Source organism: Ruegeria sp. BJ5 (assembly GCF_056537865.1).
This window is the reverse complement of record NZ_JBQFSH010000001.1, coordinates 179,383-192,362: the sequence shown is the minus strand read 5'-3', so window position 1 is coordinate 192,362 and position 12,980 is coordinate 179,383. Positions and strand designations below refer to the sequence as shown.

Here is a 12,980-nt window from a genome sequence, read left to right as displayed (position 1 = left end):
TGAAACCAGAGCGGCCCTTTGGTGTTGCTTCAAAGCCCGATCAGGCCGCGCGCGAGGTCAGGACTTCGTCCACTTGCTTGGCCGCTGCGATTTCGTCCGAACCGGACACGGCCGCAACTTCGCGCGTCAGACGCTCAAGCGCGGCTTCATAGAGCTGACGCTCGGAATAGCTCTGCTCACGCTGGTCGTCGGTGCGGTGCAGGTCACGCACCACCTCAGCGATCGAGATCAGGTCACCCGAGTTGATCTTCTGTTCGTATTCCTGCGCCCGGCGCGACCACATGGCACGTTTTACCTTGGCTTTGCCCTTCAGAGTCTTCATCGCCTGGCTGATCACATCGGGCGAGCTGAGCGAGCGCAGACCGGATTCAGTGATCTTGTTGGTCGGCACCCGCAGGGTCATCTTGTCTTTCTCGAATGAGATGACGAACAGCTCGAGCGAGTATCCAGCGACTTCCTGTTCTTCAATCGATATGATTTGCCCGACCCCATGTGCAGGGTAGACAACATAGTCGTTCGGACGGAACTCAAGCTTCTTCGACTTTGTCATGCACGTGTTTCCTTGGTTGCAGAGCGGGAAAAAAGCGACAAAAAACCTAACCGGGGTCACCCGCGACCCCTGTCAGGCTGATTACATGTCAAAAACTCAGAACTCCAAAGTGAGCATACTTACGGAGTCGTCCCCATCTCGATCATCATTTGCCACATGAGTATATCACAAAATTAAGACACCTGAAAGCGGACGGGGCCTTCGGCTCGGAATTTGTGACTTTTTTCAGCGCATTAAGGCAAAAACTTACAGCTGTCTTACGGGCTTTGCGACCCGAATCGCTCAGCCGCCCTCGCCCGGTGCCTCGGAGAAGTATTTCTCCATCTTGCCCTCTTCACCGTCGCGCTCCTCGGCGCCCGGAAGCGGGTCTTTCTTGGTTACGATAACCGGCCATTGTTCCGCGTATTTGCGGTTGAATTCGACCCACTGCTCCATTCCCGGTTCGGTATCCGGGCGAATGGCGTCCGCCGGGCATTCCGGCTCGCACACGCCGCAATCGATGCATTCATCCGGATGGATGACCAGGGTATTTTCACCTTCATAGAAGCAATCCACCGGGCATACCTCGACGCAGTCGGTGTATTTGCAGGCGATACAGTTCTCGGTGACAACGTAGGTCATGGTCCAATTCCCGTCAGAGGTTTGGGCGACTAGCTAATTCAGTCTGCCCCCATCTTCAAGAGAAGATCAGCCCTTGGGGGTGCGAGAAAGATCAAGCGCGCGCCGATCCTTCTTGGTCGGACGACCTTTTCCTTCGAAACCCGGATTTTGTGGCGGATTATCCTTCTCTTCAGTCAAATCCGTGTACAGCGTCCGCGCCTCGGTCGCCGGGCCGCGTCGCGCGCCCAGGATTTCGACCTGAACAACGCGAATAACGCGCCCCTGAGCGAAAGTCAGAACGTCACCGGGCCCGACGGTTTGCGCCGGCTTCTGGGCCCGGTCGCCGTTGATGCGCACATGCCCGCCGCTGACCTGTTTGGCGGCCAGGCTGCGGGTCTTGAAAAACCGCGCATGCCACAGCCACTTGTCGATCCGCAGCTTGGCCGGTGCGTCGGCCATCAGCGATCAGTTGCCGTCCTTCAGACCCATCAGCGCAGCGGCAAACGGGTTGTCAGGATCAATCGCCTTTTCCTTTTTGGGCGGCCGGGACGAGAAGGTCTTGGCCCCTTGCGGCTTGCCACCTTTCTTGCCCTGCGGCTTGCCGCGACCATCCCGAGGCTTTCCGCCCGGTTTGCCCCGACCCTGCCTTTGGTCTCCACGTGGCCCCCGGTTGGCCTGACGACCCCAGGTAAAGGTGTAGAACACCTCGACTTCGGGTTCGTCCGATGCCGGGTCTGCGGCCGTGGCCTCGGCTTCAGCCTCGGTGCTGTCGGTAGCCTCGGCTTCGGCGGTCTCTGCCGGAGCTTCGGCGGTCTCGGCCTGTGCTTCGGCGGTTGCCGCCGGTGGTTGCTCGGTCGGCTGAGCCGGTTTGATCTTGGTCCGTTCACCACGCTCGGCCTTGTAGCCCAGCCCCTGCATCAGGTCGGCGAACTGTTCCAGCGTCATGCCGGTGATCGACAACATGTCCGCCTTGGCTTCGAAACCGCCCCGGCTGTCTTCGGCGCGCAGCATGTCGGCCAGACGCTCCAACATGTCGATACGGATCGAACGCTCGCCCGCATTGCGGTAGCCGCACATGGTGTCATAGCCCTCGGGCGCGCCCTTGGCGACGGGCACCGTCACCAAGCCCGGCGGCGGCGCTTCGGGAAACTCCTGAAGTCCATTTGCCAGGGCCCACAACACCAGACGCAGGCGCGTCGGGGCAGGCTTCAGCAGCAGCGGCATGAAGATGGTGAACTGGCCGAACCGGATGCCGTGCTTGCGCAGCGCGCCACGGGCGTCCTGGTCCAGATCCTTGACCTCTTGTGCGACTCCGGCACGCGGCAGGATGCCCAACGCCTCGACCATGCGGAAGGCAAATCCCTTGGCCAGCCCGGTCAGTTCTTCGTCGCGCGACAGGTTCAGCAGGGGCTCGAACAGCGCCGCGATCTTGCGGTCGATGAAGTGTTGCAGGCGGCGCTGCACCTTCTGCACAACTTCCGGCCCTGCGGCCTCGTCCACGAACACTTCGACCATCGGTTTGAGCGGTTCGGCCCCGGCAACCAGCTTGCCGACGGCATATTCGCCCCACATCAGGCCACCCTGATCGGTAAAATCAATTTCGGTATCGGGCGCATTGTAGAAGCGATCAGCACGCAGATGGAATTGCGGCGCGAGTGCTTGCAGTGAGGCCGATTTGAGCGCTTTCGCCTCGGTTCCCTGCGCGCTTTTGTCCGGGATGAACCGGAACCCTTCCAAACGACCGACGAATTCGCCTTCGACGGTCACTTCACCCTTGTCATTCACTTCGGCCAAAAGGGCCTCCTTCTGTTTGAGCCGGCGCAGCAGAACAGATGTACGCCGGTCCACAAATCTTTGCGTCAGACGTTCATGCAAAGCGTCTGACACCCTGTCTTCTACAGCGCGGGTTTCCGCGCGCCAATGGGATTCGTCGCGCACCCAGCCGTTTCGTTGCGCAACATATGTCCACGTGCGAATATATGCCAACCTTTTGGACAGTGCATCAATATCGCCGTCGGTTCTGTCGATCCGGCGGATCTGGCGCGCCAGAAAATCCTCGGGGATCGTGCCGCGTTCGTGCAGATGTCCGAAGATCGATTCGAGCAGGCTGGCATGCTCCGAATGGCTGATGCCCCGAAAATCGGGGATTCGACAGACATCCCACAACAGGCGGATCGACGGACCATCGCTGGCACGGGCCGCAACCTCGGGCACCTGGGCCAGCGACTTCAGCGCGTTCAGGTCGTCGGCGGGCCGGGCTTTGACCAAATGCTCGTTGTCCGGGCTGGCCTCGAGCGAGTCGATCAGCGCATCGACCGAGCCGAACCGCAAGGCGGCATTCCGCCAGTTCAGCTTTTTCATCGGCGTGAACCGGCTGTCCATGATGGCCTGCGCCACGCCTTCGTCCAGCGGCGGTGCTTCACCCGTCACGCCGAAGGTACCATCCGACATGCCGCGCCCGGCGCGGCCGGCGATCTGGGCCAGTTCGTTCGGGGCCAGCGGCCGCATGCGCCGGCCATCGAATTTGGACAGGGACGAAAACGCCACGTGGTTCACATCCAGGTTCAGACCCATACCGATGGCATCGGTGGCGACCAGATAGTCGACCTCGCCATTCTGGTACAGCTCGACCTGCGCATTCCGCGTGCGCGGGCTGAGCGCGCCCATGACCACGGCCGCCCCACCCTTTTGCCGCCGCAGAAGCTCGGCAATGGCATAGACGTTCTCGACCGAGAACCCGACGATCGCGCTGCGCGGCGGCATACGGCTGATCTTCCTGGATCCGGTGTAGACCAGTTGCGACATCCGCTCGCGCCGAGCAAACTGCGCCTGCGGCACCAGCGCCGCGATCGGGCCGCGCATCGTGTCGGCACCCAGAAAAAGTGTCTCGTGCGTCCCACGCATCCGCAGCAGCCGGTCGGTAAACACATGACCGCGCTCGGGGTCGGCGCACAGCTGGATTTCGTCGATGGCCACGAAATCGGTGCCCATTCCCTCGGGCATCGCCTCGACCGTGCAGACCCAGTATTTCGTGCGCGGCGGAACGATGCGTTCCTCGCCCGTCACCAGGGCCACCACCGAGGGGCCGCGGATGGCGACGATCTTGTCATAGACCTCGCGCGCAAGCAGCCGCAGCGGAAGGCCGATGACACCGGTCCGGTGCCCCAGCATGCGTTCGATGGCATAGTGGGTTTTGCCTGTGTTGGTCGGGCCAAGTACGGCCACGATTCCGGATGCCCCGTTCACCTTTGCCCCCTGCCCGGACCTTAAAGCGCCTTGCCCGCAATCTGCGGTTTCAGCCGATTCACGGCATTGGTTACTTCTTCGTGATGGGGATGTATAGCCAGCGCACGGGAATAGGCGACATAGGCCTGTTCGGGCTGACCCAGCACCTCAAAGATCAGGCCAAGCCCGTAAATGGCTTCGTAATTATTCGGGTTCAACGCAAGCGCGTGCTCAAGATCGGCAGCCGCCATGCCGAACCGCTCCAGCCCAAAAAACACGGAGGCGCGCACATGCCAACCTTCTGCGAAATCGGGCGCATGGTCCGTCAGTGCCGTCAGATGGTCCAACGCGGCTTCGACATTGCCCTCGTCCAGTGCTTCGCGTCCGCGCTCAAGCAGCAGATCAGCCGAGGCAGACCCTGATTGCGACCACAGCGACTGAAGTTGCCGATCCAGACCGGCTGCCTGCTCGGGCGACGCTTCGGCAAGCTGCCGCAGCAGCTCGGCTTCGTCCCGCAAATCGGCCTGTTGCGCAATCCCAGTGGTGGAATACATGACTACGAGGGCAAATGCCGCAACGGTACCTTTGAGATTGTTGATTGCAATGCTCATAACAATGATCAGTGTAGCGTTGCGACCGCGGATGTCCATTCACGGCGCACTAACAAATGAGGAAGACCATGAGCGACACTCTTGAAAAAGCGGCAGCCGCGCTGAACGAAAAACTGTCGGGTGGCGATTTCGATTCGTCGGCGAAATTCGCCATCGCCGACCTCGGCTCGATCGTGTTGGATGAAAACGGTGCGCGGGTCAGCGACGAGGACGCCGAAGTCACCCTGAGCGCCGACGCGGAAACGTTCGAGCAGATCCTCAGCGGTGAGCTGAACCCCACGGGTGCGTTCATGGCCGGCAAGCTGAGCGTCGACGGCGACATGGGTGTTGCCATGAAGCTTGCCTCGGTGCTGGCCTGATGGATTTGTCGCCGGCCCCGTTCTTTGAAGATGTGGCCGGCGGTCCCGCCGGCGGCGCCGCGCACTGGTTGACCACAAGCGACGGCACACGCATTCGCGTGGGCCACTGGCGCCCCGAAGGTGAGGCGACCGGGACGGTGATGATCTTTCCCGGCCGCACGGAATATATTGAAAAATATGGCAATACAGCGGGTGAGTTCGTACAACGCGGCTTTGCCGTAGTTGCCGTGGATTGGCGCGGACAGGGTCTGGCTGACAGGTTGCTGGAAGATCCGCGCGTCGGCCATGTGGACAAGTTTACCGACTATCAGCAGGACGTGCGCGAAACGCTGAAACTGGCCGAGCAGCTTGGCCTGCCGAAACCCTGGCACGTGATCGGCCATTCGATGGGCGGCGCGATCGGGATGCGCGCGGTTCTGGAAACCGGCCTGTTTGCCTCTTGTGCCTTCACGGGTCCGATGTGGGGCATTTTCTTCACCCCACTGATGAAACCGCTCAGCCGTCTGACCGCCTATTGGGGGCCTCGGATCGGGCTGGGCGAAAAGACGCCCCCGACCACGTCACTGGAAAGCTATGTTCTGATCCAGCCTTTCGCGGGCAACGCACTGACCCGCGATCCCGGGATGTACCGGATGATGCAGGATCAGTTGAAAGCGCATCCCGAACTGGCCCTGGGCGCGCCGTCGACCATCTGGCTACGCGAGGCACTGGACGAGTGCGCCTGGCTGATGGCGCAGACCGCCCCCGACATTCCCTGTCTGACCTATCTTGGCAGCCACGAGCAGATCGTGGACCGCAAGGCGATCCGGGCGCGCATGGCGAACTGGCCCAGCGGACGACTGGTCGAGATCCCCGACGGCGAACACGAGGTGATGATGGAACCGCCCGAGGTCCGCGGCCCCGTATTCGAGGAGATGGCCGCGCATTTCTCGGCCGCCGCCAACGGTCAGACACCCGAACTTGCGATGACGCGCTGACACCTCGGCTGCTTGTGATCCGCGCGCCCTGCGCCTAGATGTGATCCGACGCAGACAATAGAGGTGTTCCATGCACGAGCTTCCCTTCCCCGTCCGAGACGCAAATGCCGGTGGCGGCGCCGACAACCTTGGCAACCTGCCGGAATGGAACCTGGACGATCTGTACAAGGGGCAGGACGCGCCGGAACTGACCCGCGACCTTGAGTGGTTGGAGCAGGAATGCGCGGCTTTTGCCGCCGATTACGAAGGCAAGCTGGCCGATCTTGACGCTCAGGGTCTGCTGAACTGTGTCCAGCGCAACGAAAAGATCAACGCCATCGCCGGGCGCATCATGTCTTTTGCCGGACTGCGATATTACCAGCTGACCACGGATGCCGAGCGCGCCAAGTTCCTGTCGGACATGCAGGAAAAGGTCACGCTGTTCACCACGCCGCTGGTGTTCTTCACGCTCGAGATCAACCGCATCGACGATGACGTGCTGGCCACCCATTTCAAGGCCAACGCGGACCTGGCCCGGTACGAGCCCGTCTTCCGCCGCATCCGCGCGATGAAGCCCTATCAACTGTCGGACGAACTGGAGAAATTCCTGCATGATCTGGGGGTGGTCGGCGACGCGTGGGAACGGCTGTTCGACGAAACCATCGCCGGGCTGACCTTTACCGTAAACGGCGACGAGCTGAACATCGAAGGCACCCTGAACCTGCTGACCGAACAGGACCGGTCCAAACGCGAGGCCGCGGCCCGCGAACTGGCCCGCGTGTTCCAAGACAACGTCAAAACCTTTGCCCGCGTCCACAACACGCAGGCCAAGGAAAAAGAAATCATCGATCGCTGGCGCAAGATGCCGACCCCGCAGACCGCGCGGCACCTGGCGAACGATGTCGAACCCGAGGTGGTCGAAGCCCTACGCGAGGCGGTCGTGGCCGCCTACCCCAAGCTCAGCCACCGGTACTACGAGCTCAAGCGCAAATGGTTGGGTCTGGATGTGATGCAGGTCTGGGACCGCAACGCGCCGCTGCCGATGGAAGACACCCGCACCGTGTCGTGGGAAGACGCCGAGAAGACGGTGATGGAGGCTTATGCCGCATTCGATCCCCGCATGGCCGACATCGCAGCGCCGTTCTTTTCGAAAGGCTGGATCGACGCGGCAGTGAAACCGGGCAAGGCCCCGGGTGCCTTCGCGCACCCCACCGTGACCGATGTGCACCCCTATGTGATGCTCAACTATTTGGGCAAACCGCGCGACGTGATGACGCTTGCGCATGAGTTGGGCCACGGGGTGCATCAGGTGCTGGCCGCCGATCAAGGCGAGATGCTGTCCTCGACCCCGCTGACCCTGGCCGAAACCGCCAGTGTCTTCGGCGAGATGCTGACCTTCCGCAAGATGCTGGATCAGGCCGAAACGCCCGAGCAGCGCAGGGTTCTGCTGGCCGGCAAGGTCGAGGACATGATCAACACGGTGATCCGCCAGATCGCCTTCTACGACTTTGAATGCAAGCTGCATACCGCCCGCCGCGAGGGGGAACTGACGCCGGACGACATCAACGCCCTGTGGATGAGCGTTCAGGCCGAAAGCCTTGGCCCGGCGTTTGAATTCATGGACGGGTACGAGACCTTCTGGGCCTATATCCCGCACTTTGTTCATTCGCCCTTCTACGTCTACGCCTATGCATTCGGCGACGGGTTGGTGAACGCGCTGTACTCGGTCTATGAAAGCGGCGCGGACGGGTTCGAGGAAAAGTACCTCGAGATGCTCCGCGCTGGCGGCTCCAAGCACCACAAAGAGCTGCTGGCCCCGTTCGGGTTGGATGCCAGCGACCCGAAATTCTGGGACAAGGGCCTGTCGATGATCTCGGGGATGATCGACGAGTTGGAGGCCCTGGAGGGGTGAAAGACCCAACGGACAAGGGGCGTTGGCGGGCCATCAAGGACCGCCTGCGCCCTGTCCTCGCCCAGATCCGCCGCAGTGTCCCGCGGGGGCTGCGGTTTGTCGTGGGACTTTTGTTGATCGTAGCCGGCGTCTTCGGTTTCCTTCCTGTTCTGGGGTTTTGGATGATCCCGTTGGGCATCATGGTGGCCGCCATGGACGTCAACCTGCTGCGGCGCTGGTGGCGCCGCCGGTAACCCCGTTCCGGCTGTCGCCTAGTTTATTCTGGTCGTCAGGAACACCGCGAATACGATCAATCCCGCCCCAATTGCAGCCATTGGGGTGATCGGTGCCCCCAGAAAAATTGCCGAATTGACGAAGGTGAACACCACCGAGGTGGCGAACAAAAGGGTCGCGGTCAATGTCGATACCCGCGCGGCCGCCTCGTACCAGAGGTAGTAGGCCAGCGCAGTCGGGAAAACGCCCAGCAAAACCAAAAACACCAAATCGTTGCCGGACGGCATCCGCAGGGAAAATACGGACAGCGGAAGCAGAATTACAGCCGAGCACAGGAACACACCAAACAGGAAATTCAGACGCTCGGCCGTCGATTTCGACGCGCGCATGGCCCGGCTGCTGGCGATCAGGAACACAGCCCAGCTGACCCCGGCCCCAATTTCCATCATATCCCCCAGAACCGGGTCCCCGCCGCCTTCGAAATCGCGGAAAACCGTAAGAAAGACCCCGAAGATGGCCAGAAGGGTCGCCAGAACATCGGTTCTTCCAACAGGGGTGTCGGCGAAGAAATACAAGAAAACCAAAACAAAGAACGGTGCGGTATTTTCCAACACCATCGCGCTGCCTGCACCGGTGTGTTCAAGCCCAATATGGAACAGAATGTAGTTTATGACCGTCGCCAAAACCGCAAGACGGAAGTTCCAATCCCGGAACTGAACGGAAACCCGCGCATTCATCGCACGCAACATGACGTATATGGCCAAAGCAGCTATTAACAGCCTGCTTGTGGCAATTTGCATGCCACCCAGATCTCCGGTCAAGTAGCGCACGATGACGCTGTGCGTGCCCCAAAGAAATGCGGCCAAGAACCCAAGAAACAGGCCATCCTGAAAAAGGGAACCGCCGTCTTTGCCGGGCCCCTTCACTTGAGCTGGCTGTCCTTGGAGCCGCGCCGATTGATACCGCCGCGGGCCTTGAAGGCACCATCACGCTCTTGCTGGCAATCCAGGCACAGCTTGACCCCGGGGATGGCCATTCGGCGCTTTTCGGGGATCGGTTCTTCGCACTCTGCACAATGGGTCAGGCTTTCGCCGACCGGACGCTTTATCGCCTGCATCCGTGCCAGCTCGTCTGAAATCGAAGCCTCGATCTGTTCACTTACAGCGCCGTCGCGCGCCCAGCCTCCGGCCATGGCCCCCTCCTGTTCAGGTGCTCTCCAGTTTAGGCGCGGGGCGGCTGATCACGCAAGTCAGAGCGGCGTTGCGCCGTCGAATACCCGGTCGATCATCGCCTGCGTCCCGCGCGAGAATTCGAGCGTACACGGGTATTCGTCGCCAGCGCGAATGGTTCGGCAAAACGCCTCGACCTGCAGCTTGTAGTGATCGTCGGCCGGGAAACGCGTCACAAGAACTTCCAAACCCGGGCGATGCAGTTCGACCCGAGCCTCGCCGAACACCCGCGCGTTGAACGGCGCGGTCAGGCGGATCAGGCCGCGCTCTCCGTGAAAGACCATTTCCTGATGCGGATGCATGCGGATCGAGACATAGGCCGAATAGGTAAAGCCCGGAAACTGCGCGCGGATTTCCGTGAACGCGTCGATGCCGTCCTCCCAGCGGATGGCCGATTGCACGGTGTCCGGTTCCTGCCCCGTCGCAAAACGGGCCGACCCGATAACATAGACGCCGATGTCGCGCAGCCCGCCGCCGCCGGTTTCGGCGCGGTTGCGGATATTGCCGGTGTCCGCGCGGTTGTCGAAGCTGAACGCACCCGTGACATGCACCAGATCACCGATGGTGCCATCGGCGATCAGGTTGCGCACATGCTGCCACTGCGGGTGGTGCACGATCATATAGGCCTCGGCCGCCACCAGCCCGGTCTGGTCGCGCTTCTGGATCAGGGCGTCGAACTCCTCGGCGCGCATGGTCATCGGCTTTTCACACAGAACGTGCTTGCCAGCCTCCAGCGCCTTAAGGCTCCATTCGACATGCAGGTGGTTCGGAAGCGGAATGTAGACCGCCTCAACTTCGGGCGAAGCCAGCAACGCGTCATAGTCATCAAACACCTTCAGGTCCGGGCAGAAGTCCTGAAACGGCTCGGCTTTCGCCGGATCCGAAGTCGCCAAGGCAGACAAACACGCGCCCGAAGCCGAATGAATCGCCGGCCCCATGAATTGGCGTGCGAATTTCGCGGCCCCCAGAATGCCCCATTGAACCGGCTTGTGCATCGTGTCCTCCGTATTTGACCATGTTCGGCGCCAAAGTGTTTGCGCCAACATCCGTTGCGCCCTCTGTACCAGCCAAGCGACGCCAAGTCAGGCTTTTCTGTTCGCGGGACACCCGTAATCTGCGCATGACAAACGGGAGGGACTAACGTGAGAAGATTTCTGAAATGGCTGGCAAGCCTCACGGCGGCTGTGATCGTCATCGGGGCCGCGATATTTTTCGTGGTTGTGCCGCCGTATGTCGAAAACGCGCGCAACAACGTGATCGACCACGACCCATATCCGGTGTCCGACACCGCCGCTGCTCTGCACGAAACCCTGATCGTGGGCGACCTGCATGCCGATCCGCTGTTGTGGAGCCGCGACCTGACCGAGCGTGGAACCCGCGGCCAGGTGGATATTCCCCGACTGATCGAAGGCAACGTGGCCCTGCAGGTGTTCACCGCCGTGACCAAATCACCGGCCGGGCAGAATTACGAGGCAAACTCGGCTGAGGCATTCGACAACATCACCCTTCTGGCCATTGGTCAGCTGTGGCCGCTGCGGACTTGGGACAGCCTTAAGGAACGCGCGATTTATCAGGCCGAGAAACTGCACCGGTTCGAGGCGGCCTCAAGCGGACATCTCAAGGTCATCAAGACACGCGCGGATCTGGACGCAGTGCTCGAGGCCCGCGCGCGCGGCGAAAAGGTCGTGGGCGGCATTCTGGGGATCGAAGGCGCCCATCCGCTGGAGGGCGATCTGGCCAATCTCGACCCGATATTCGATGCAGGCCACAGGGTGTTCGGGCTGCAGCATTTCTTCGACAACGAACTGGGCGGCTCGCTGCACGGCACCGGGAACACGGGCCTGACCGAATTCGGACGGCAGGTGGTGGCCGAACTGGCCAAACGCCCGGTGGTGATCGACCTGGCCCATTCCAGCCCGCAAGTGGCGCGCGACGTGCTGGACATGACCGACGAGCCGCTGATCGTCAGCCACGGCGGACTGCACGGGTTCTGCCCGGTCAAGCGCAACTATCCCGATGACCTGATGAAGGAAATCGCGGCGACCGGCGGTGTCATCGGCATGGGATACTGGGCAGACGTCACCTGCGGCGACATCGCCCCGTCGGGAATTGCCAAAATGATCAAGGCAGCCATCGAGACGGTCGGGGAAGACCATGTCGCGCTGGGGTCCGACTATGACGGCTCGGTCGAGACCGCATTCGACACGTCGGAACTGGCGGCGCTGACCTCGGCCTTGCTGGACAAAGGCCTGACCGAAGCTCAGATCCGCAAGGTCATGGGCGAAAACATGGTACGGGTATTCCGCCAGCAACTGCAGTAGGACATGGCGCAAAAAACGGCCCGGGTTTCCCCGGGCCGCTTGTTCATCTGATTGCCGTGATCAGGCGCTGGCCAGCATGCCCTTTTCACGCGCCAACTCACGCATTTTTTTCTGCAGCTTTTCAAAGGCGCGCACCTCGATCTGACGGATGCGTTCGCGGCTGACATTGTACTGCGTACTCAGTTCCTCGAGCGTCACGGGCTGATCCATCAACCGGCGCTGGGTCAGGATGTCTTTTTCGCGGTCGTTCAGAACGTCCAGCGCCTCGGTCAGCAACTCGCGACGCACCTCAAGCTCTTCGCGGGCTTCATAGTCGCCGGCTTGGTCTGCATCTTCGTCTTCCAGCCAGTCCTGCCACTGCATGGTGCCTTCGCCGTCGGAACCGACCGTGGCGTTCAGCGACGCATCCCCGCCCGACATGCGGCGGTTCATGCTGATGACCTCTTCTTCGGTCACGCCCAGATCGTTGGCGATCTGCTTGACATTGTCCGGGTGCAGGTCGCCCTCCTCCAACGCGCCAATCCGGGCCTTCGCCTTGCGCAGGTTGAAGAACAGCTTTTTCTGCGCCGAGGTGGTGCCCAGTTTCACCAGTGACCAGGATCGCAGGATGTACTCCTGGATCGAGGCGCGGATCCACCACATCGCATAGGTCGCCAGACGGAAGCCTTTTTCCGGATCGAACCGCTTGACGGCTTGCATCAGGCCCACATTGGCCTCGGAAATCACCTCGGCCTGCGGCAAACCATAGCCGCGATAGCCCATGGCGATCTTGGCGGCCAGTCGCAGATGCGATGTCACCATCTTGTGCGCCGCTTCGGTGTCCTGCTCTTCGACCCAACGTTTGGCCAGCATGTACTCCTCTTCCGGCTCCAGCAGGGGAAATTTGCGGATTTCCTGCAGATACCGGTTCAGCCCACCTTCTGGCGTAGGCACGGGGAGATTTTTGTAATTTGCCATGTATCACGTCCCTTGGACAAATGTTTACGCCCTTAACATGGATATGG

The 12,980-nt window shown here is 61.2% G+C and carries 14 protein-coding genes; 5 read left to right on the top strand and 9 right to left on the bottom strand.

Going from position 1 to position 12,980, the window contains the following annotated elements; genetic code table 11:
• Positions 1–40: 40 nt before the first annotated feature.
• From ACR0NY_RS00955 to ACR0NY_RS00935, 5 genes are all read right to left on the bottom strand, one after another.
• Positions 41–550 carry a CarD family transcriptional regulator gene (locus ACR0NY_RS00955; RefSeq protein ID WP_093961789.1) on the bottom strand — a complete coding sequence of 170 codons (510 nt, stop codon included), beginning with the start codon at positions 548–550 and terminating at the stop codon, positions 41–43.
• A 282-nt stretch (positions 551–832) separates the two neighbouring features.
• Positions 833–1,171, bottom strand: coding sequence for a ferredoxin FdxA (gene fdxA / locus ACR0NY_RS00950; protein WP_093961788.1), 339 nt, complete (start codon positions 1,169–1,171; stop codon positions 833–835).
• A 66-nt stretch (positions 1,172–1,237) separates the two neighbouring features.
• The gene (locus tag ACR0NY_RS00945) at positions 1,238–1,609 is read right to left on the bottom strand and encodes an RNA-binding S4 domain-containing protein (protein ID WP_170339096.1); all 372 of its coding nucleotides are present in this window, start codon (positions 1,607–1,609) and stop codon (positions 1,238–1,240) included.
• 6 nt (positions 1,610–1,615) lie between these two features.
• The gene (locus ACR0NY_RS00940; protein ID WP_170368306.1) at positions 1,616–4,396 is read right to left on the bottom strand and encodes a helicase-related protein; all 2,781 of its coding nucleotides are present in this window, start codon (positions 4,394–4,396) and stop codon (positions 1,616–1,618) included.
• A 20-nt stretch (positions 4,397–4,416) separates the two neighbouring features.
• Positions 4,417–4,986, bottom strand: a complete 570-nt coding sequence (locus ACR0NY_RS00935) for a tetratricopeptide repeat protein (protein ID WP_254432866.1) — start codon at positions 4,984–4,986, stop codon at positions 4,417–4,419.
• A gap of 68 nt (positions 4,987–5,054) precedes the next feature.
• On the opposite strand from ACR0NY_RS00935, the gene ACR0NY_RS00930 reads away from it, so the two are divergent.
• From ACR0NY_RS00930 to ACR0NY_RS00915, 4 genes are all read left to right on the top strand, one after another.
• A complete protein-coding gene (locus ACR0NY_RS00930) occupies positions 5,055–5,345 on the top strand; it encodes an SCP2 sterol-binding domain-containing protein (protein ID WP_093961784.1) in 291 nt (96 codons plus the stop codon).
• Positions 5,345–6,322 carry an alpha/beta hydrolase gene (locus tag ACR0NY_RS00925; protein WP_170368304.1) on the top strand — a complete coding sequence of 326 codons (978 nt, stop codon included), beginning with the start codon at positions 5,345–5,347 and terminating at the stop codon, positions 6,320–6,322. Before ACR0NY_RS00930 ends, ACR0NY_RS00925 begins: the two co-directional genes overlap by 1 nt.
• Positions 6,323–6,392: 70 nt before the next feature.
• Positions 6,393–8,213 (top strand): M3 family oligoendopeptidase, encoded by a 1,821-nt coding sequence (locus ACR0NY_RS00920; RefSeq protein ID WP_170368303.1) that lies wholly within the window; start codon positions 6,393–6,395, stop codon positions 8,211–8,213.
• On the top strand, positions 8,210–8,446 hold the full coding sequence (locus ACR0NY_RS00915; RefSeq protein WP_170368302.1) for a hypothetical protein: 237 nt from the start codon (positions 8,210–8,212) through the stop codon (positions 8,444–8,446). The genes ACR0NY_RS00920 and ACR0NY_RS00915 overlap by 4 nt, the downstream gene beginning before the upstream one ends.
• A gap of 18 nt (positions 8,447–8,464) precedes the next feature.
• Here the strand turns inward: ACR0NY_RS00915 and ACR0NY_RS00910 are convergent, their stop codons facing one another.
• The 3 genes from ACR0NY_RS00910 to ACR0NY_RS00900 are packed head-to-tail and all read right to left on the bottom strand — an operon-like array spanning position 8,465 to position 10,650.
• Positions 8,465–9,352: a DMT family transporter gene (locus ACR0NY_RS00910; RefSeq protein WP_170368301.1), complete on the bottom strand. Its 888-nt coding sequence runs from the start codon at positions 9,350–9,352 to the stop codon at positions 8,465–8,467.
• Positions 9,349–9,618, bottom strand: coding sequence for a DksA/TraR family C4-type zinc finger protein (locus ACR0NY_RS00905; RefSeq protein WP_170368300.1), 270 nt, complete (start codon positions 9,616–9,618; stop codon positions 9,349–9,351). The genes ACR0NY_RS00910 and ACR0NY_RS00905 overlap by 4 nt, the downstream gene beginning before the upstream one ends.
• 57 nt (positions 9,619–9,675) lie before the next feature.
• Positions 9,676–10,650, bottom strand: a complete 975-nt coding sequence (locus ACR0NY_RS00900) for a Gfo/Idh/MocA family protein (protein ID WP_170368299.1) — start codon at positions 10,648–10,650, stop codon at positions 9,676–9,678.
• A 147-nt stretch (positions 10,651–10,797) separates the two neighbouring features.
• Between ACR0NY_RS00900 and ACR0NY_RS00895 the strand changes: the two genes are divergently transcribed.
• Entirely contained in the window at positions 10,798–11,976 is a 1,179-nt protein-coding gene (locus tag ACR0NY_RS00895) for a dipeptidase (RefSeq protein WP_170368298.1), read from the top strand.
• 60 nt (positions 11,977–12,036) lie between these two features.
• On the opposite strand, the gene rpoH is transcribed toward ACR0NY_RS00895, so the two are convergent.
• Positions 12,037–12,933, bottom strand: a complete 897-nt coding sequence (gene rpoH / locus ACR0NY_RS00890; protein ID WP_170339116.1) for an RNA polymerase sigma factor RpoH — start codon at positions 12,931–12,933, stop codon at positions 12,037–12,039.
• Between the last annotated feature and the right edge of the window lie 47 nt (positions 12,934–12,980).